The 20178-nt window shown below is 60.2% G+C and carries 20 protein-coding genes; 11 read left to right on the top strand and 9 right to left on the bottom strand.

Annotated features, from left to right (window positions below):
- Positions 1-35 precede the first annotated feature (35 nt).
- On the bottom strand, positions 36-941 hold the full coding sequence (locus DOM57_RS01760) for an SDR family oxidoreductase (RefSeq protein WP_110647505.1): 906 nt from the start codon (positions 939-941) through the stop codon (positions 36-38).
- A gap of 21 nt (positions 942-962) precedes the next feature.
- Entirely contained in the window at positions 963-1703 is a 741-nt protein-coding gene (locus DOM57_RS01755; RefSeq protein ID WP_110647504.1) for an SDR family oxidoreductase, read from the bottom strand.
- A 104-nt stretch (positions 1704-1807) separates the two neighbouring features.
- Here DOM57_RS01755 and DOM57_RS01750 point away from each other — a divergent pair, with 104 nt between their 5' ends.
- Entirely contained in the window at positions 1808-2770 is a 963-nt protein-coding gene (locus DOM57_RS01750) for a LysR family transcriptional regulator (RefSeq protein WP_110647503.1), read from the top strand.
- Here DOM57_RS01750 and tmpT read toward each other — a convergent pair.
- The 3 genes from tmpT to DOM57_RS01735 all read right to left on the bottom strand — a co-directional run bounded on the left by tmpT (position 2686) and on the right by DOM57_RS01735 (position 4927).
- On the bottom strand, positions 2686-3348 hold the full coding sequence (tmpT, locus tag DOM57_RS01745) for a thiopurine S-methyltransferase (protein WP_110647502.1): 663 nt from the start codon (positions 3346-3348) through the stop codon (positions 2686-2688). The two genes, DOM57_RS01750 and tmpT, sit on opposite strands and share 85 nt — an antisense overlap.
- 140 nt (positions 3349-3488) lie before the next feature.
- Positions 3489-3953, bottom strand: a complete 465-nt coding sequence (locus DOM57_RS01740; RefSeq protein WP_110647501.1) for a hypothetical protein — start codon at positions 3951-3953, stop codon at positions 3489-3491.
- Between the two features lie 128 nt (positions 3954-4081).
- Complete coding sequence (locus DOM57_RS01735; protein ID WP_110647500.1) at positions 4082-4927, bottom strand: helix-turn-helix transcriptional regulator; 846 nt, start codon at positions 4925-4927, stop codon at positions 4082-4084.
- Positions 4928-5029: 102 nt separating this feature from the next.
- Between DOM57_RS01735 and DOM57_RS01730 the strand changes: the two genes are divergently transcribed.
- Positions 5030-5917, top strand: coding sequence for an SDR family oxidoreductase (locus DOM57_RS01730; RefSeq protein ID WP_110647499.1), 888 nt, complete (start codon positions 5030-5032; stop codon positions 5915-5917).
- A gap of 41 nt (positions 5918-5958) precedes the next feature.
- Here DOM57_RS01730 and DOM57_RS01725 read toward each other — a convergent pair whose 3' ends face one another.
- On the bottom strand, positions 5959-6855 hold the full coding sequence (locus DOM57_RS01725) for a DMT family transporter (RefSeq protein ID WP_110647498.1): 897 nt from the start codon (positions 6853-6855) through the stop codon (positions 5959-5961).
- Between the two features lie 107 nt (positions 6856-6962).
- Positions 6963-7715, bottom strand: coding sequence for an SDR family oxidoreductase (locus DOM57_RS01720; protein WP_110647497.1), 753 nt, complete (start codon positions 7713-7715; stop codon positions 6963-6965).
- Between the two features lie 98 nt (positions 7716-7813).
- On the opposite strand from DOM57_RS01720, the gene DOM57_RS01715 reads away from it, so the two are divergent.
- Positions 7814-8725: a helix-turn-helix transcriptional regulator gene (locus tag DOM57_RS01715; protein ID WP_110647496.1), complete on the top strand. Its 912-nt coding sequence runs from the start codon at positions 7814-7816 to the stop codon at positions 8723-8725.
- A gap of 152 nt (positions 8726-8877) precedes the next feature.
- Here the strand turns inward: DOM57_RS01715 and DOM57_RS01710 are convergent, their stop codons facing one another.
- Positions 8878-10677: a mechanosensitive ion channel family protein gene (locus DOM57_RS01710; RefSeq protein ID WP_110647495.1), complete on the bottom strand. Its 1800-nt coding sequence runs from the start codon at positions 10675-10677 to the stop codon at positions 8878-8880.
- A 230-nt stretch (positions 10678-10907) separates the two neighbouring features.
- Positions 10908-11834, bottom strand: a complete 927-nt coding sequence (locus tag DOM57_RS01705) for a LysR family transcriptional regulator (RefSeq protein ID WP_110647494.1) — start codon at positions 11832-11834, stop codon at positions 10908-10910.
- A 109-nt stretch (positions 11835-11943) separates the two neighbouring features.
- Between DOM57_RS01705 and DOM57_RS01700 the strand changes: the two genes are divergently transcribed.
- The 8 genes from DOM57_RS01700 (at position 11944) to DOM57_RS01665 (ending at position 20176) form a co-directional block, all read left to right on the top strand.
- Positions 11944-13116 carry a M24 family metallopeptidase gene (locus DOM57_RS01700; protein WP_110647493.1) on the top strand — a complete coding sequence of 391 codons (1173 nt, stop codon included), beginning with the start codon at positions 11944-11946 and terminating at the stop codon, positions 13114-13116.
- 30 nt (positions 13117-13146) lie between these two features.
- Positions 13147-13914 carry an ABC transporter permease gene (locus tag DOM57_RS01695; RefSeq protein ID WP_110647492.1) on the top strand — a complete coding sequence of 256 codons (768 nt, stop codon included), beginning with the start codon at positions 13147-13149 and terminating at the stop codon, positions 13912-13914.
- Positions 13915-13949: 35 nt separating this feature from the next.
- Entirely contained in the window at positions 13950-14942 is a 993-nt protein-coding gene (locus DOM57_RS01690) for an ABC transporter substrate-binding protein (protein ID WP_110647491.1), read from the top strand.
- Positions 14943-14948: 6 nt separating this feature from the next.
- The gene (locus DOM57_RS01685) at positions 14949-15710 is read left to right on the top strand and encodes an ABC transporter ATP-binding protein (RefSeq protein ID WP_110647490.1); all 762 of its coding nucleotides are present in this window, start codon (positions 14949-14951) and stop codon (positions 15708-15710) included.
- The gene (locus DOM57_RS01680; protein WP_110647489.1) at positions 15710-17281 is read left to right on the top strand and encodes a gamma-glutamyltransferase family protein; all 1572 of its coding nucleotides are present in this window, start codon (positions 15710-15712) and stop codon (positions 17279-17281) included. Before DOM57_RS01685 ends, DOM57_RS01680 begins: the two co-directional genes overlap by 1 nt.
- A gap of 14 nt (positions 17282-17295) precedes the next feature.
- Positions 17296-18057 carry an aspartate/glutamate racemase family protein gene (locus DOM57_RS01675; protein ID WP_162619409.1) on the top strand — a complete coding sequence of 254 codons (762 nt, stop codon included), beginning with the start codon at positions 17296-17298 and terminating at the stop codon, positions 18055-18057.
- A gap of 188 nt (positions 18058-18245) precedes the next feature.
- Entirely contained in the window at positions 18246-18674 is a 429-nt protein-coding gene (locus DOM57_RS01670) for a DUF2231 domain-containing protein (protein ID WP_110647487.1), read from the top strand.
- Entirely contained in the window at positions 18671-20176 is a 1506-nt protein-coding gene (locus DOM57_RS01665) for a PQQ-dependent sugar dehydrogenase (protein WP_110647486.1), read from the top strand. The genes DOM57_RS01670 and DOM57_RS01665 overlap by 4 nt, the downstream gene beginning before the upstream one ends.
- The last annotated feature ends 2 nt before the right edge of the window (positions 20177-20178 follow it).

The following is a 20178-nucleotide window of genomic DNA, read 5'->3' as shown; positions in this document are numbered from 1 at the left end:
CCAAACGGACGGGCTATAGAACCAAGGACTGTCGTTCATGAACGTTCATGCACGGCCGGCTGCAACAGATACCCGAAACCGATCCGGCGCAGAAATTCCTCACGGACACGGTCGATGACACCATAGGAGACCACCGACCCATCGCTGGCGGGGTCGATCACCACGCGAAACGGACGTCGACCGAACGGCGCATCGACGATATCCACCACGCCGTCGGCGACCGCTTGCGGATCGGCTGCGTCCGGTACCGTGGCGGCAAGCTCCCGGAGCATCGTGTCGCTGAAGTCTCCGGGAAGGCTCGCCTCGTATTCATTCGCCCGGTCCGTATCGGCGGGCGAGCCGGCATGGAGAAAATGGTTGGTACCGCGAGTGAAGGCGCCCGGCACCACGATCGAGCTTTCGATACCCAACGGCGCCAACTCCCGGGCATAGCTGACGGCCAGAGCATCCATGCCCGCCTTGGCGGCAAAGTAGGGACCGACCATGGGTGGGATTCCTCCGGCGGCGCTACTGCTGCCAATCCACACCATCAAGCCTCGTTTGGCCGCACGCATGTGTGGCAGCACCGCGCGATTGACCCGCTGCGTGCCCAGCACGTTGACGTCGTATAGCTCGGCGAGCTGCTCGGGCGTGAACGCCTCGCTCGGCCCCCAGACCATATGCCCGGCGTTATGGATCACGACGTCGATGCGTCCCTGGTCGGCCATGATCGTCTCGATGGCGCGTTCGGCCGAATTCTCCGACTGGACATCCAGTTCGACGGTACGTAGGTCGACGCCATGCCGGGCAGCATGGGCTGCAATCTCATCGACTCGATGCGCATTCTTGCCATCGAGCCCACGCATGGAGGCGTAGACGATATGTCCGGCGGCAGCGAGCGTGTTGGCCATCAGCCGACCAAATCCGCTGGATGCTCCCGTTATCAGTATGATTTGGCTCATGGATCTTCTCCTCCGCCGTTATCAGGCGAATCCTCCATTGGCGCGCAGTATCTGAGCGTTGACCCAACCGCCCTGAGGCCCGGCCAGGAATGACACGACATCGGCAATTTCCTCGGGCTGGCCCAACCGCTCCAGCGGTGCCATGGCGGCGATCGACTGGATCTGCTCTTCGCTTTTGCCTTCGAAGAACAGTTCGGTCGCAACCGGACCCGGCGCCACGGCATTGACGGTGATGGCACGGCCGCGCAACTCGTTGGCTAGAACTTTGACCAATCCTTCGACACCCGCCTTGCTGGCGATGTAGGCGCCATAGCCAGGGAAGGACTTCGCCAATACGCTGGAAGAGAGCGCGACGATGCGCCCCCCCTCGCTCAAGGTCTCAGCGGCTTTCGACAGCACCAGCCAGCTACCGCGCAGATTGGTGGCGATGGTGCGGTCGAAGACTTCCAACTGATCACCGGCGATTTTCGCCATGAGCATGACACCGGCACTGTTGACCACGACATCGAGACGACCAAATGTCGCCAGGCTCTGCTCGAACAATCGCGTAACGGCGTCGGCATCGCCGATGTCGGCCTGCAGCGCGATCGCCCGGCCACCCTCGGCCTCGATGGCGGCAACCGTGTCTTCGGCCAATCGAGTATTGCCGGCGTAATTCACCACCACGGCAAAACCGTCGGCGGCAAGCTTCATCGCGATGGCTCGGCCGATGCCGCGAGAAGCACCAGTGACCAAGGCGACTTTCTGGGTTGTATCAGTCATGAATCTTCTCCTCGTTGAGTAAACGTGAAGCAGTATCGGAATTTCTTACGAATGGATAAATCAGCTAATCTGAGAACACTATTCAGCAGTGGAAAACAATCCCGATGGACCGATTCGATTCGATGACGCTCTTCGTGCGTATCGTCGAGAGCGGTAGTTTCACCAAGGCAGCCAACACGCTCGCCATTCCGCGCGCCACCGCCACGCTGGCCATTCAGCGGTTGGAATCCCGCCTGGGCGTGCGTCTGCTTGAGCGCACCACCCGCCAGGTTCGCCCGACGCCGGAAGGCCGGGCATTTCACGAACGCTGCGTACATTTATTGGCGGAACTCGAAGATGCCGAGGCGATTCTCCAGCCAGTGGCCAGCAATCCGGCCGGCGTGCTTCGCGTCGAGATGCACGGCACCCATGCCAGCCAAATTGTGCTGCCGCGCATCGATGAATTCCACGTCCGCTATCCCAGGCTCGAACTAGTCGTCACCAGCGGGGACCGGCTCGTCGATCTGATTGGCGAAGGTGTGGATTGCGCAATCCGTGGCGGTATCCCCGACGATTCCACGCTGATCGCACGGCGGCTGGCCGATTTTCCCCAGGTCATTTGCGCCAGCCCGGCCTATCTGGCGAAAATTGGATCACCGGAGACACCGGAGGCGTTGAGCGGCCACCATGCCGTCCGCTTCGTTTCGGGAAGCGGCACGCCGGATGCCGAACTGGAACTGGTGATCGATGGGCAAACCCGTGCTTATGCCGCCGGCGGCTGGATGACCGTCAACGATGCCGAGAACTATGTCGTCAGTGCGCTCAAAGGCTGCGGGTTGATCCAACTCCCCCGCTTTCATGTCGAAGCCGCGTTGGCGAGTGGTGATTTGATAGAGGTTCTACCGGATTGGGAAAAGCCGATGCTGCCCATCCACCTGGTCTATCCGCACCGACGCCAGCTCTCCCCGCGTGTGCGGGTATTCGTCGATTGGCTGGTCGATATCTATGAGGCCCGTTTCGGTGTCAACCGCCAGGAGACTTCGACGAAACGCGTCACCCCCGCTTCGCGGAAGTTGAGCGAATCCTGAAGCACGTCCTTGCGCGACAATTCGGTGATCGCATGGCGTTCGCCGTAGAGTCGCTCCACCTCTTCCGGCAGTACCGGGAACGGTGGGCCGTCCTTCTCGGCCGGGTCGTATTCGAAAGTGATCAGTAGTTGTGGGGCGGTACCCGCCAGCGCCAGGATCTGCTCGGCGTAGGCGGGCCGCATCGCGGGCGGCAGAGCGACCAGCGCGGCGCGGTCATAGACCATGTCGACCGGGCCGAGATCCTCGGCCGTCAGCCTGAAGATATCACCCTGGAATACCATCAACTTGCCATGGCACCAGCATTGGCCGCCGACCCATGCGCTGAATTCGGGCGTGACGTCCAGCTCGTCAAAGAGCTGCGACACGGCAAGTTCGCTGAGCTCGGCACCGATCACCCGATACCCCTGTCCCAACAGCCAGCCGATATCCAGTGTCTTGCCACACAGCGGCAGGAATATCCGGGCTCGCGGCGGCAGTGCATAGGCGGGGAGATTGCGCTTGAGAATGGGATGCACAAAAGACAGATGGAAACCGAGTTGGTCGTTCTGCCATCGGGACCGCCAAAAGCTGTGCTCCATCGCCATTCTCCCGTTATCAGTCGTGAATGCCTGTCATCGCAGCTTACCTCACCGGCAACTGCGAAGCTTCTCGACCTAGGCAGGGTTGCGCGATGCATTTCAGGGCTTCCCGAGCGACTTTAGGTAGGCACAAAGCATGTTCAGTTCTCCTTATCCGCACCACGCCGAGCCAATGCGATCTGCAGACTTTGTACCAGGCCATAGCTCAGCCCAGCCAGAAACGGCGCCAGTATCCAGGGTATCCAGTCATCAAGAGTACTGGCTGCGAATGCCGCACCGAGACCGGCTCCCACCGAAAGGAAGTCGGTGGCCGTGGCGATCAGTAGTACATATATGCGCTCGATGTCATCCAGCTCGCTCTTTTTGAGATAGGTGACGAGCACGTTCAATAACGACAAAGCAGCGACGGCCGATAGCGCAAAGCCGATCAATTCCAGAGAGGACGGACTGCCGGAAGCGCCTGAAACGATACCGTAGGTCACCGTGATCAGGATCGAGAAACCGAAGGCCTGAGCATTGTCGCGTACCGACACCCCCAATCCATGCAAGTACAGCTGTAGCCACGAGGCTTCTGCACCATCATCGCGCTTTTCGGACTTGCTCATGGTAGGCCCTCCGGATTGAGCAGGCAGGAATAGGCAAGGCAGCCATTCGATAAAGCCGGGATTCGAGTTCTCCAAGATAACGCGAAATCGAGCATACCTGGCGATGCCGGACGATGACCGGTATCGAGTCATTCCCGCGCGCCCGTCGCGGATTGGGCTTGGTGTCGCATGAGGGCCTGGACTCTCTCGCCATCCGCCTTGGATACCGGGTTGTAGACGATCATGCCGAGATCCGGCCGTCCGTCGATCGCGAATGTCGAAAATTCGAAAGCGATCTCCCCCAGGGCCGGATGCTTCAGGCGTTTGACGCCTTCACCATGGGAACGGACATCCTGGTCGCGCCACATCGCCTCGAACTCGGGGCTCGAACGGCAGAGTTCGTCGACGAGCGGCTGAACTTCCGCCTCGGCCCCGGCTCGCATTGCATCCACCCTGAAAGCTCCTACCACGAACCGGGCGACGCTATCCCAATCGTACTGAGCGGCCCGGGCCTGCGGATCGAGAAACAGGAGACGCAGGATATTGCGCTGTGCCGGCGGAACCGCGCTGTAGTCCTTCAATACCGCGGCGGCCGCCCGGTTCCAGGCGACGACGTCCCAGGTAGCTGTCCTGATCAGAGCCGGGCTCGGCTGCAACGCATCGAGCACCCGTTGCAGGCGTGGAGTCACATCGTTCTCTCTCTTGAAGCGGATCTCCGGTGGCCGCCCCAGGCCCAACAGAAAGAGATGCTCGCGTTCGACCTCGGTAAGCATCAAGGCATGGGCGATCCGATCCAGCACCTCCGCCGACGGAGCGCCGCCGCGTCCTTGTTCGAGCCAGGTGTACCAGGTCGGGCTGATGTTGGCTCTCTGCGCGACTTCCTCACGCCGCAGGCCCGGCGTGCGTCGCCGCGTCTGGGGAAAGCCGAATGCTGCCGGGTTCAGCTTTGTCCGCCGGGCCTTCAAGTAAGCCCCCAACCGATTGTCGTCCGCCATGCCAATGACCCTGTTATTTTCTATAACATGATAATGTCACTACTTTACCAGGATATGTGATCGATACAGATTGGTCTCTCACCAACCAGGGAGAGTCCAGTCATGCGCGTGTTCGTTACCGGTGCTACCGGCTTTATCGGCTCGAGAGTCGTCAAGGATCTGATCGCCGCGGGACATCAGGTGATAGGTCTCTATCGCTCGGAAGAGAAAGTCGCGACCTTGACCGCCATGGGCGCCGAACCCTATCGCGGGTCGGTTGCGGAGCCCGACAGCCTAAAGGAAGGCGTCGCCCGGTCGGACGGCGTCATCCACCTGGCCTTCAACCACGATTTCTCGCGTTTTGCGCAGAATTGCGAGGACGACCGGCGCGCCATCGCAGCGCTCGGCTCGACTCTTGCCGGCTCTGACCGGCCGTTGATCGTGACCTCCGGAACCCCGATCGCCAACATCACGGCAGGCGAACCGGCCAAAGAGGACAATCCAATCGTCGGTTCCGACGTGCATCCCCGCGCAGCCTCCGAAGAGGCGGCCACCGGCATCGCGGCCAAGGGAGTGAACGTGTCCGTGGTACGGCTGCCCCAGGTTCACGATCCAGTCGCTCAGGGCCTCATTACTCCCATGATTGCGATGCATCGCGAAAAGGGCGTGTGCGCCTATGTCGGGGAGGGCCTCAATCGCTGGCCGGCAGCACATGTGCTCGACGTCGCCCGTCTCTACAGGCTGGCGCTGGAGAGGGCCGAACCGGACGCCAAGTATCACGCCGTGGCGGAAGAAGGCGTGCCGATGCGCGACATTGCCGCAGCCATTGGCCAACGGCTCGATCTGCCGGTCCGATCCATCGCCCCGGAAGAGGCCCAGGCCTATTTCGGTTGGCTCGCCATGTTCGCCGGTCATGACATGCCCGCCTCGAGCGAAAAGACGCGGGAAAAGCTCGGCTGGGAACCGACAGGGCCGGGATTGCTCGATGATCTCGCGCGGCTATCGCGCTAGTGATGAGCGTCCTTCCCTCCGCGATCGGAGCGCCAACGGCCCTAGACCCTGGCGCGACGACCAATATTCAACGTCACCAAGGACACACCGAAGATGACCATGAGGGCACCGACGATCTGGTTGAGCGTGACGGGAGCGCCCATCAGTAGATAACCCAGTACCATCGTCACCACGGGCAACAGATTGAGCGAGGTCGCGGTACGACTGGGTCCTACCAGCAACAGCGCGCGGTTATAGCAGATCAGCGCGATCAATGAGGGCCCGATCCCCAAATACAGGATGGCAGCAATGACGGCGCCATCGAACTGCCAGGTGGTCTCGACGACGGCATTCTCGATCAGCGCCAACGGGGCGAGAAACAGCACCGCGATCCCCGTCATGGGGACCAGCGAGGCATAGAACGGAATCCGGCTCAGCCACTGCCGTGCAGCCAGCGAATAGAGAACCCACGACGCGATAGCACCGGCAACCAGCACATCGCCGACCTGCAATCGACACAGGATTTCCAGTGGCGCGCCATCCGCTACCACCCAGGCAGCGCCCACGACCGACAGCAGCACGCCCAGCCATTTGATAGCACCAAGCCGTTCCCGAAAGAACAACGCCATCACCAAGGCAGTGGCCGCTGGCGTCAGACTTTCCAGCACCGCCACATTGGTCGGATCGCTGCTACGCAACGCGGAATAGAGCAGCGCGGTGAAAAGCGCCATGCCGGTGATCGACATAGCCGCCAGCGCCTTGATCTGTTGCAGCAACACCTGCCGCTGGCGCCACGCGGCATGGCCAAAACAGACGAGCACCGCGAGGAAAACCACCACCATGCGCCCCAGGGCCAATGTCAGCGGCGGCAGGCTGGCCGTGGCCAGTTTTCCCACCAGCAGATTGCCGGAAAACAGCAGTACGACAATGGCAAGATAAAAAACGGCACGAATGGGCACTCAACACCTATCAAGACCTGCAAGGGTTTAAAAACCTCGCCACGCCCAGTCTCGGCACTGCCGGCCCGAAACCGGAAGCGTAGCGAAGCAGGTACGGTAGTGGAGGTTCAAGTGCCGGGAAAGACGGCGTTAGCCCATTCGACCGCATCCGCTCCCGCCGGTATGCGCATCGGACTCGAAGGATCGGTGGCCGCACGCCAGACGGCTTCGGCAACGTCTTTCGCATACGTGACCGGGCCGGATTCATCGGTCAGCTCGGCGAGCATGCGCTGGATGATCTCGGCATAGGCCTCGTGATCCAGTCCCCCCATCTGGGCATTATCAGCAAATTTCGTCTCGGGCGAGCGCCCCGGCAGCACCAGATGCACACGCACGTCAAAGGGCACGAGCTCCATCGCCATCGACTCGGTAAACGCGTTCACGGCCGCCTTGCTGGCCGTGTAAACCGAGACCAGTGGCAACGCCTTGAGCGTCACGCTCGAGGTGACGTTGACGATGACGCCCGAGCGGCGCTCACGAAACTGCGGCAGCACGGCCTGCGTCACCGCCATCGTACCGATCGTGTTGGTTTCGAAGAGCTCGCGCGCCAGTTCGGGCGGGGTCAGCTCGAAGGGGGCCGCCGCCCCGAAACCTGCGTTGTTGACGAGCACGTCGATCGGCCCTGCGGCCTCGACCGCCTGACGAATGCTTTGCGGATCGGTGACATCCAGCACCAGCACACGCAAGCGCTCGGACCGGGGTAGCAGCTCTTCCCTCGGCTTGCGCATCGTGGCGATGACGTTCCAGTCGCGATCGAGAAAATAGCGAGCGGTTTCCAGACCGAATCCGGAAGAGCAGCCGGTAATCAGGACGGTTTTCATAAGGGACTCCTTTCGACGGGGATGTGCCCACCACGATAGGCCGTCACAGCGAGACCCACTACAATCGAAAGTCCGCATTTCTTTTGCAGGAGTCCAGCATGATCGATCCGCTTGCCGAGGTGGTTACGCTGCTGCAGCCCGGTGCGCCTTTCTCCAAAGTGGTCGATGGCGCCGGAGCATGGCGCATCCGACATCCGCTGCTCGGACGCCCGTTCTATTGCGTGATTCTTGAAGGTGCCTGCTGCCTCATGGCCGAAGAGAGAGATTCGTTGATGCTTACCGCGGGCGACTTCGTTCTGATCCCTCAGGCTTTCGGTTTCATGATGTCGAGCCTCGAATCATTGCCACCAGACGCTCCGGACACCTCTCCGATAGAGTTGATGGAGGGGCGTTTTCGCCTGGGCCGTCAAAGCGGCCCGCCCGAAATCGCCATGCTGGTCGGCCTCTGCGAGTTCGGCTCACCGGACGCCGCCTTGCTGGTTTCGCTGCTGCCGCAGCTCGTTCACGTTCGCGGCCAAAGCCGGCTCGCCACGCTCGTCGAATTGGTAAGGGAAGAATCGCGGGCCCAGCGGCCCGCGCGCGAAGTGGTGCTGGCGCGACTACTGGAAGTCCTGCTGCTCGAAGCCTTTCGCGCAACCCCCGAGATCGACACCTCACCGGGGCTGGTACGCGGACTTGCCGATGAGCGCCTCGCCAGCGCGATACGGCTCATGCACGAGAATCCGGCCCGCCCCTGGACGATTGCGCAACTCGCCGGTGAAGCCGCCCTCTCCCGCTCGGCATTCTTCGAGCGATTCAGCCGCGTGGTGGGCGTTGCGCCAATGGAGTACCTGCTCGCCTGGCGCATGGCACTGGCGAAGACGAAGCTGCGCAATAAGGAAGGAAGCGTTGCCGAGATTGCCGAACAGGTTGGCTACAGTTCCGCCAGCACATTCAGTGTCGCGTTCACTCGCTATGCCGGAATGCCGCCGGCGCGTTATGCGCGAAGGAAAATGGTGGAAGAGCCATGACTGCAAGATCGGCTCGTCATTGGGGGATCGGCCAGCATCGCCGCGCTGGCTAGCCAGACCCACCGCCGCGACCAGCGCTGCACCCATTGCAACGGCACGGACACTGATCCGCTCGGCCAGACTTGCCGATACAACGGCGGCGATGTAGTGGCTCATTCAGGAGGCTTTTTCTTGAGGTCTTGCTCAAGGTTTCCCTCGGATATTTCTTCAGAACTTTGCTCGGCGCTATCCTCCGCTGCAACCGAGCGGGCGCCTTGACGTTCGCCAAGCGCGATATCCTGCCGGCCGATGACCATCACTTCCCTCGGCCACCATTCGGGGTGATTGTTGCGGACGAAGGCGAGCAGTTTTTCCCGAACATTCATTTCCGCGGCCCAGCCGGACAAGGGATCGACCGTCATGAGATAGCAGGTGATCGTCAAAGCCGTACCGGTCTGACCGGTCACATAACATAACAGTTTGTGGTGCTCGATGACGTTGTCTTCCTGCTTGGCGAACTCCAGAAACTTCTCTCTAATACACGCTATGTCGGCGCTCAGGTGAAGGGTCATCTCCAGGCTTCTGTACTCCTTGGTATTCTTGGCCGACAGGTTCTCGAAGGGCTTGGAAGCGAAGTAGGTGACCGGCACGATCAAGCGCCGTTCGTTCCAGACCCTCAAGCGGATGAAGGTATAAAAGATGCCCTCCACGTAGCACCATTGGCCTTCGAACATCACCAGATCGCCGATGCGTATGGGCTTCGCCAGCGATAACTGAAACGAAGAGAGGATATTGCCGAGCACGGCCTGGCCTGCGATCCCCACCAGCACCGCCAGAACGCTTGCCGATGCCAGAATCGACAGCCCCAGCGTCTCGAAGAGCTGGATCTGCCCCAGCACATAGACCGAAACGACAGTGACCATGACCAGGATGATGATCCGACGCAACGCGTAAAGTGTCGTCAGCAACTTGCGCTCGTCCTTGGGCTTGGAGTCGTCGATCTGGCCGACCAGGCGCCGCGTCATCCTCAACATGATGGTATCCACCAGGCGAAGCGCGATCGTACCGACGCCCCACGCCAGAACGGCGATCAACAGCACTTGGAGAGTCGTAGTTGCCACGGCCGAAAAAGAGACCACGTAGTCAAGCAGCGTCCGGGTCACCAACGCCATGACGATGAGCGCCGCGGGCCCTTTGATCTGGCTGGCAAAAATGCTGGGGGAGCCCGAAGGCAACCAGCGTGTCGTCGCCCCGACCAGGCCGTAGACGCCCCATCCGACCAAGCCGATCGCCAGCAGCACAAGGGGAATGGCAATCCACTCCCAAATCCTGAGCATGCCAAACGAAGCCTTGAGACGCCCCGGGATATACTCTTCGAATTGGGAGGGTCCATACTCCTCGTAAAGCACCGGAATCGACGACACGCTGTTCGGCATGATCAACCAGACCGGCTCTTCATCGTCCACCCGATATCGGCCCAAGCGAATGTCATAGGCTTCGCCATTGGCCGTGAGTGAGGCCAACTCGATATCGCGGCGCGGCTCTCCCGCTTGGGGATTCTGTCCGGAAGGGTCCTCGATGGCGGCATCCTGGCGCCCGGACAGACTGGAAAGATTCATCCACTCGCCACGTTGGAGGACCTCGGCAAGTTGTCTGGCCAGCTGGCCTCCCTTCTCTTGCTGCTCCGCCGGGGTCAGATCGGAGAGGTTGAGGAAGTGCGCCGCCGCCGCGAACTCTCTTTTTTTGGTCAGATCCAGGAAATTACGGATCGAATCACGTGGCGTTCTTTGCTTGCTCGCTTCGGGGCCCTCCCCCAACCCGATGTTCAGGGAATCGACAGAGAACCAGCTTCCCTCCGCACTCTCGCCTCCTTGCGTCTGCGCCATGCACAGGCCGGAAAACACAAGCGGGCCGGAGAACACGAGTATCACCGCAGCCGACAGCCACAGTCGCCATGAGCCATTTTTCTTCATACGCGCCTTCCCGATTCCGTGGGACATCCGTGTGTTGCCACCTGTCGGGGCGATCCCGCTCCGGCCGAGACGGTGTCTGCGACAAGCTGCCCCGGTGAGTGGCTGATCGAAGTACAGCTCACTGGCCCGGGTCTCGCCAGCCTGGTAACTCTGCTGGGATTATATAAGTAGCCAAACCTATCTGATTCTGTCTGAGGTGATATCTAGCCTTGTAGAAAACCTACTTGACATTATTCGGTAGTGAAGATCAGTTTCTGGATCATCTCGATGCGGGTGGCTATCGTGGCCTCGGCAATTCCCAGAAATACCGTGGATACTCGAGACATGGGACGGTAGGCGGAGTGTATTGCATAGATTCTCAGCGGTACTCGAGGCCGGAACGGACGGCAGACGATATCCTGGGCGACCCATTGGGAAGCGGAGATGGGATCCACCAGCGCTACCCCATAGTGCTGAACGATCTCCGCGGCCAGGTGAGAGGCATTCACTTCAGCCTGAACATTGGGGTGGATCCCGGCTTCGGCAAAGCTCTCCCGAATCAGATGATTCGGTGGCGACGCCGGGTCGAGAAACACCAGAGGGGCATCGCTAATGTCCGCCGGCTCGATCACGTCCAGACTCGCCAAAGGGTGATCACGACGCAACTGACAGCAGATCTCATACTCGCCCAGAAAGATCGATCGTACATGCGGATTCTGCGGGACCCCGTGAATGAAGCCGAGTTCGAAACGATGCTGCGCCACCTCTTCCACCGTCAGGTATGACATTAGCGTGTTGAACTCGATCTGCACCTTGGGATGTGCGCTCATGAACCTACCGATGCTGCTGGCAACCATGGTCATCGCCAACGCGGGTATCGACGCTACGGTAAGGCGACCGTGACGAGCCTCCTGTAAGGCATCGACTTCGTCCCTGAACAGGGATACCTGATTGAGCACCCGCTCGGCTTCCGCCAGCAACCGAAGCGCGTCGCTGCTGGGGTGCAGGCGCCCATCGACCCGGTTAAAGAGCGTCAGCCCCACCGTGTCCTGCAATTGTGACATGGCTTTACTGACAGCCGGCTGAGACACATTCAGCAGTTGAGCCGTCTTGGTCACGCTGAGCGTGCGCGACAGCGTGCGAAAAATCTCGAGATGACGAAGGTTGGGATATCGCATAACCAAAAAGTTATGCTTTTACGAATTTTTTCTCAATAGACGAATAACGGCCTCGCAAGCAGGATGAATTTCACAAATACCCAATAAGACTTTCGCATAGGACAATTTTATGCCCCTGTTCGAACGTAGCGAGTTTCTACAGCGAGTCTCTCGAACCAAGACCGAGATGCAAGCACTCGGTATCGATCTACTACTGGTGTCCAATCCTGCCAACCAGTTTTATCTGACGGGTTACGATGGCTGGTCGTTCTATACGCCGCAGATGGTGCTGGTGTCCCTGCAGCAAGATGAGCCCATCTGGTTCGGCCGCAAGATGGATGCCGTCGGTGCCAAGTTCACCGCGTTCCTCAGCCCCGAGAATGTCGTGCCCTACCCCGACAAATACGTCGGCTCATCCACGCTTCACCCCATGGATTACCTGGCCGATATCATCCACGAACGAGGTTGGCAGACATGTCGCATCGGCGTGGAAATGGATGATTACTACTATACAGCACGTTGGCATAATGTTCTGACGACACGCCTGCCCCAGGCGACTTTTACCGATGCATTTCTGCTGGTGAATCGCGTGCGGATGATCAAGTCGCCCCGTGAAATCGAGTTCATGACACAGGCCGGTGCCATAGGCGCTGCGGCCATGGAGGCTGCCCGCCAGGCGGCGGATGTAGGGGTTCGTCAATGTGATGTGATGGCGGAGCTGTACAAAGTGACTGTCGGCGGCATTCCCGAAGCGGGGGGAACCTTCCCATGCAAACCCCCGAACGCCATGGTGGGTGAGTTATGCAGCGCGCCACACCTTAGCTGGACCGATAAATCTCTGAAAGAAGACGAAATTTTCTATATCGAACAAGGTGGTGTCCGGCACCGCTATCATTCGCCCATGTCACGCTGCATCTATATCGGCAAGCCGCCCAGTGAGCTTGTCAAGACGACTGCCATCATCCGCGAGGGTCTCGAAGCGGTGCTGGACACTGTCAAGCCCGGGGTTTTGTGCGAAGACCTGGCGGCTGCCTGGACCCAGGTGATTTCACGCCATGGCATCACCAAGGATTCACGTATTGGTTATCCGGTAGGCATCGGTTACCCACCTACCTGGGGAGAGTTGACTTGCAGCCTACGGGCCGGAGATAAGACCGTGCTCGAGGAAAACATGACCTTCCATTGCATCCCCGCACTCTGGTTGGACAAATATGGTCTGGTAGTCAGCGAATCATTCGTGGTTACACAGCAGGGCGCCAGGACGTTCTCCAATTATCCACGCGAGTTGTTGGTGCCAGCCTAGATAAAGCCACTAAAGCGATGGGAGCCAACAATGAAAACAATGGTATATCCCTTGATCACTTTCGTACTTTTCGTCGTCGGCTGGTACGCCGTGTCGATACTGTTCGAAGTGCCTCCGTATCTTCTGCCACGGCCAGAGGCCGTGGCAGAGCGGATCTATCAGGATTTCGCATTTCTCTGCCACCACGCGTTGGTGACGACCTACGAAAGCCTCGGTGGCTTTTTCCTCAGCATCGTCCTGGGTATTCCATTGGCATTGCTGATCACCTCTTCCAGTATTCTGGAAAAGGCCATCATGCCATGGTTGGTGCTGTCGCAGACCTTTCCCAAGGTCGCCCTAGCGCCCTTGATCATCGTCTGGTTCGGCCTTGGCATGGGGCCAAAAATCGTCATCACCTTTCTCGTCGCCTTCTTCCCAGTCGTGATCTCCTCGATTGTCGGACTGCGCTCGATGGAGCGAGAAATGGTCGAGTTGGCCGCATCAATGCGTGCAACTCGTCTTCAGGTGTTCTGGAAGTTTAGATTGCCGCTGGCGCTTCCCAGCATCTTCTCGGGCATCAAGGTGTCAGTGGCTTTCTCGATCGTGGGTGCGGTCATTGCGGAATGGGTGGGCGCAAGCGAGGGGCTCGGCTATCTGCTGCTCTCCGCCAACGCCAATCTCGACACCACCCTGCTGTTCTCGGTGCTGGCGTTCTTGACCGTCATCGGCGTGGTTCTGTATTACGCCATCGAGTATCTCGAAGCCTTGCTGATTCCCTGGCATGCCACGATTCGCCTCAAGGAAACCACTTCCCTTTAAAAACAATATTTCCCTCTGAATTCAGGAGTCATCCCATGAAGACATGCCGCATCCTCACCGCCATAACCACCGCCGTTCTCATTGGCCTGTCGAACGTTCCAGCAACGCAGGCCGAAGAATTAACCCCCATCAGCTTCCGTCTCGATTGGTCGATCTACGGTTCACATGCCCCCTTCTATCTGGCCCAGCAGAATGGGCTTTACGAAGACGCAGGACTTAAAGTCGACATCGGAGAGGGCCAGGGCTCGGCGACCGTCGCCAAATTGATCGCCCAGGGTGACGATCAGATCGGCTTCGTCGACTTCGGCACCATGGCTCGCGCCGTCGAGCAGGGCATGCCATTGAAGGCCGTGGCTCGGGTGATCAGCGATGTCATGTGTATCATTTCCTATGCCGATGCACCGATCGAATCGCCCAAAGATCTGGCGGAAAAATCCATCGCCTTCTCCCCGGCAGAATCCACCGGCCAAGTGTTTCCAGCGCTACTGGCATCTCAGGACGTAGATCCGAAGACGGTGACAGTGGTCACCCCGGCTGTGGGAGCCAAGAATGCCATGCTCCTGCAGAAACGCGTCCAAGCGATACCGGGAAATTACAACGTGCAGGTCGCTCAACTGGAAGCGAAGGGAGCCAAGGTGACGTACTTCCCGCTGTCGGACTATGGCATCCATCAGATGAACAATGGCTTGGTCACCAACGAGAGCTTCATCGAGGAGCATCCCCAGCAACTCAGAGCCTTCATCGCCGCGACCCGGCAGGCCTGGGCCATGGCCGAAAAAGATCCAGAAGCCGCCGTCGACGCCCTGATCCAAGCCGTACCCCAGCAGGCTCGCAATCGTGACCAACTGCTTCGTCAGTTGACCCTGACCTTTCAATCGCTGACGACCGCCAATACCGAGGGCAAACCCTTTGGCTGGATGTCCGACAAGGATTGGGAGGCCACACAGCAGATTCTCACCGAATACGGTGGCATGCCGCGTAGTCTCCCAGTCTCGGATTTCTACACTAACGAATTCTTGTCCGAGTGAACCGTCATGTCAGTAGATAGCGTCATAGAGCTCAGCGGCGTCACTCAGCGGTACGGCGACTTGGTCGCGCTCCAGGGACTCGATCTGCAGGTTAACGCGGGGGAGTTTATCTCTATCGTCGGCAGTTCCGGCTGCGGCAAGAGCACACTGTTGAGGCTCATCGCCGGCCTGATGCCGCTCTCCGAGGGCGAGCTCAGGGTCAATGACAAACCCGTCGAAGGTCCCGGCGAGGACGTCGGCATCGCCTTCCAGACATCCGCCTTGCTGCCTTGGCGCAACGTCGAACAGAACATCGCGCTACAACTGGAAATTCGCAAGCTGCCGCGGGCCAGATTCGAGCATGAGTTGCGTCGCCTGATCGACCTGGTCGGCCTAAAGGGTTTCGAGAATCACAAACCCTATGAACTCTCTGGTGGCATGCAGCAGCGCGTCGCTCTCTGTCGTGCGCTGATCCATGACCCATCGTTGTTGTTGATGGATGAACCCTTCGGCGCCCTGGATGCCATGACGCGGGAGCAGCTCAATCTCGAACTGCAACGAATCTGGATGGAGACCGGCAAGACAGTCGTCTTGATCACGCACAGTATTACCGAAGCGGTTTTCCTTGCGGACCGGGTTGTCGTGTTGACGGCCCGTCCGGGCCAGATCGCCGAAGTCGTGGATGTGCCGGTATCACGACCCCGCCGTTTTTCCGGGCTCTCCGCCCCTGCTTTCCAGCAGGCTTGTGACCGGGTTCGATCGCTCATGAACGCCCCAGGATTGGATTAATGACCATGACTTTCACCCATCGTCCGATTCTCATGTCTGAACGCGGCATGGTGGTGAGCGGCCATCATCAGGCATCCGAAGCCGGTGCCGCCGTACTCCGCCAGGGTGGCAACGCTTTCGATGCCGCCGCCGCCGCCGCCGCAACACTCGCAGTCGCCGTCCCTCACATGAATGGACTAGGGGGAGATGCCATCGCGCTGGCCTACCATGCCGAGAGTGACGAGACGTTCGCCATCAACGGCAGTGGCCGATCCCCGCAGGCTGCCACGGTCGAAGCCTTCCATGCCATGGGCAACGATCACATTGACCCTCTCGGACCACTGGCGATCACCGTTCCCGGCGCACCGCATGCATGGAACGCGTTACTCGAGCGCTTTGGCAGTCTCAGTCTTGGAGAAGCCTTGACGCCCGCTATCACCCTGGCGGAACAGGGCGTTCCCATCGACACAGTGATGCAGACTTTCCTTGACGGCCCCATGTACCGCAAGCTAGTTGGTCGTGCTCCCGAACTCGGGGACATCTATGGCGTGCCCGGCTTTCGTCCACTAGGCGAACGAATTCGACAAACTCAGTTGGCGAATACCTTGCGAGCCTTGGCCAACGACGGCATCGCGACTCTCTATGGTGGCGATGTGGGCCGCATCCTTTGCGAGGACCTGCGCGCCGCCGGCAGTTGGCTAACGCTGGATGACCTCTCGAACCACGACTCGCTGATCATACCCTCGCTCTCTGTCGATCTTGGTCAACGCCGTCTGCATGTCGCTCCGCCGAACTCCCAAGGTATCGCACTGGCGGCACTGGCCGGCTTGTGGGAGGCGGATAAACGCCGGCGCGGGCCGCAGAATGGCTTTACCGTCACCGACTATCTGCGCCTTCGCTCACTGGCATTTGCCGAACGCGACGCGGTCGCGACCGACCCATCACGATCGCCGCTGCAAACGCATTTCCTTGACGCGACGGTATTCGATGCCTTGCTGGGGGCTCCGGCAACACTCGACGCCGAATCCCGCGCCGGCGGTGGCGATACCAGTACGCTGGTCGTGATCGATCGCTGGGGCAATGCCGTGAGTTGGGTGCAAAGCCTGTTCGAGGAGTTCGGTAGCGGCGTGATTTCACCCCGCACCGGCATCGTCATGCACAACCGACTCTACCTGGAATCGCTGGACGACGACCCGATCCACGGGCTACGGCCGGGCCTTCGTCCTTTTCATACGCTGTGCCCCGCCCTATTGATCGGCGACGGTTGCGACCTGGCGATCGCCACGCCTGGCGATCACGGACAACCCCAGGCCATATTCCAGGTCATCGCCAATCTCTACGAACGCGGTTTCAATCTACAGCAGGCTATCGAGGCTCCCCGCCTTCGTCACGATACCGGCCGCGAGGTCCTGATCGAGGATCGCGCGCCCGCGGAGTGGTATGCGCAGATCGAGGCCGCCGGCCTCACCGCGAAGGAGACAGGTAGCTGGTCGCGGCTCATGGGGGGCGTCAACGCGATTCAGCGCGGACCGGACGGCGTACTGTTTGGTGGCGCCGACCCTCGCCGCGCATGCTACGCCATTAGTGCGTGATGCCAGGTACTAGCATGTTCCAACGATCTCGCGTGCTTTACGGCGGCCATAATCTCTATGGCCACGCCGTCGGCATCCTGATGATCGAAGGGCATTTCCCACGCCCGGTCGGCGCGATCGGCAACGCCGCAACCTTCGACTTCCCGGTAATGCATCATGTGGTACGTGGCTTCACAGGTAGCCGCATGGTGCGCGAACTAGGCACGATGGACCCCGAGAGTCATGCTTTTCACGACGCCATCGCGCCCTGGATCGACGGCGCTCGGCTATTGGTCGATCAAGGATGCCGTGCCATCACCACGTCCTGCGGCTTCGCCATTCTCCTGCAGAAGCCTCTAGCAGCGGCCATCGATGTACCGGTACTAGCCTCGTCGCTGCTGCTGGCGCCAATGCTGACCACTGGATTGGGAGAACATCGGCGCCTCGGTATCATCACCGCAGAGGCTAGCAGCCTCACCGACGCACATCTGGCAGCGGCAGGCCTTGATCGTGGACGGGTCGCGATCATCGGCATGGAAGGTGCACCGGAGTTTGCCGCGACTGCCTGGCACGACCGGCCAGCACTCGACCTGGACGCCGCCGAGAGCGAAACGATTGCCATCGCCCAACGCCTGATGGCAAAAGCCCCGGATATCGGTGCACTGCTTCTGGAATGCTCGCTGTTACCGCCATATGCCACTGCCATTCAGCGCGAAATCGATATTCCAATATTCGACTTCACCCATCTCGTTCGAATGCTTCACGACGCAGCACAGCGCCATGAATTCCCACAGTGACAACGGCCCGATTCGGGACGTTTAAATGGAAGAGATGCATCTGGGCGCCGGCTGCGGGGTGCATCGACTACAATTCAGTCGAAGACGCTAATATTTGGGCAGTGAGGCACCCTGGATTGCCGGAATGGGTATCGCCGACTGCCTCGCACTTCTGACTCGCACGCCTGAACCGCGTAAAGGAGCTTACCGTGACAGCCACTGCCGAACGATCGTATCGAAGCGGGTTGAATCCGCTTTATGGACTCTTGCTCTCCGGTACCTTCCCACTCTATCTCGGCGCCGCATTGAGCGACTATGCCTACGCATCGAGTTACCACATACAGTGGAGCAACTTCGCGTCCTGGCTGATTGCCGGCGGCCTCGTCTTCAACGGCCTGGCGTTGCTGTGGGCATTGATCGGTCTGTTTCGCGCCGATGGCCGCCGCGGCCAGGCTGTCGTCTACTTCGTTCTGCTGCTGATCACGGGAATTCTCGGCTTCATCAACGCGCTGGTTCACGCCAGGGATGCCTGGGCGATGATGCCAACCGGATTCGTTCTCTCGATCGCCGTGACCGTATTGGCATTAGTGGCAACGTGGATCGGTTTCTCCCGTCTGGGCGCCGGAGGTAAGCCATGAATTTTTCCCGCATTCATTACGCCGCTCCCCTCTCTATCCTTCCGCTTGCGATTCTTCTGCTTGGCGGCGGTGCCAGCGCCGCGGAGACGGAACCTCAGTACGGCGCCGACCCGACCCTGCCAGAACCGCAGCGGGGGCTATTGCCCAATATGACGGTCCCCGAGCAGGCACAATGGGGCGACCGGAAACCCACGGTGCCCGACGGCTATACGATCACGGCCATCGCCACCGACCTGAAAGTACCGCGCCAGACACTGGTGCTGCCCAACGGCGATATCCTGGTGGCCGAGGGCAAGGGCGGAAATGCGCCAAAATCGAGACCGAAGGATTTCATTGCCGGTTTGATTCAGTCAAAAGGAACCACCTCGGTCGAGAGCGGTAATCGGCTGACCCTGCTGCGTGACGGCGACGGTGACGGCAGCTACGAAGACCAGACGGTTTTCGCCGAGAACCTCAATGCACCTTACGGCCTAGCCCTGGTGGACGACGATCTCTACGTCGCCAATCAGGATGCGCTGGTACGGTTCGACTATCAGGAAGGCCAGACCCAGGCCAGCGGTTCGCCGGAAGTTGTCACCCCGCTGCCCTCGGAAATCAACCACCACTGGACCAAGTCACTGACCGCGAGTGCGGATGGCGAATACCTCTACGTCGGCATCGGTTCCAACAGCAACATCACCGAGCGCGGCATGGCGGCGGAAGTGGATCGTGCGGAGATTTGGGAGGTCGATGCCGAGACCGGCGCCCATCGCGCCTACGCCACCGGCGTGCGCAACCCCACCGCGCTGACCATCCAGCCGGAGACGGACCAGCTCTGGGCCGTGGTGAACGAACGCGACGAACTGGGGCCGAACCTGGTGCCCGACTACCTCACCTCGATTCAGGAAGGCGGCTTCTATGGCTGGCCGTACAGCTACTGGGGCCAGCACGTCGACCCGCGGGTGAAGCCGGAGAACCCCGAGCGAGTGGAATCGGCGATCTCCCCCGACTACAGCCTCGGCTCGCACCGCGCGCCGCTCGGCGTCGACTTCTCCAACGAGGCCGTGGGCGGCGAGTTCACCAATGGCGTCTTCGTCGGCGAGCACGGCAGTTGGAACCGTTCGGACCTCGCCGGCTACAAGGTCGTCTTCGTTCCGTTCGAGAACGGCCAGCCCACCGGCGATCCGGTCGACTTCGTGTCCGGCTTCCTGACCGACGACGGCAAGACTCGCGGCCGCCCTGTCGGCGTCACCGTCGCCCCGGATGGCTCGGTGATCGTCGCCGACGACATGACCAATGCGGTCTGGCGGGTGACGCGGGATGACGCAGATTCGTCGCAGGCCATGAGCGACGATCCATCCCCGACCTCAACGGGCGATGCGGCTTCGTCCGAAGGCGAATCCGCGATGTCTGGCGATGAATCCGCCACAGCCGAGGACGGCGCTGCCACATCGGACGACGCCGCCGCCACTTCCGGCGACGAGCCAACCGCAACCGAGGGCGAGACCAACACCTCTCCCTGAAC

Origin of the sequence: Salinicola peritrichatus, from assembly GCF_003206715.1 — a bacterium.
Lineage (GTDB): Bacteria > Pseudomonadota > Gammaproteobacteria > Pseudomonadales > Halomonadaceae > Salinicola > Salinicola peritrichatus.
This window is presented reverse-complemented; position numbering and strand designations above follow the sequence as displayed.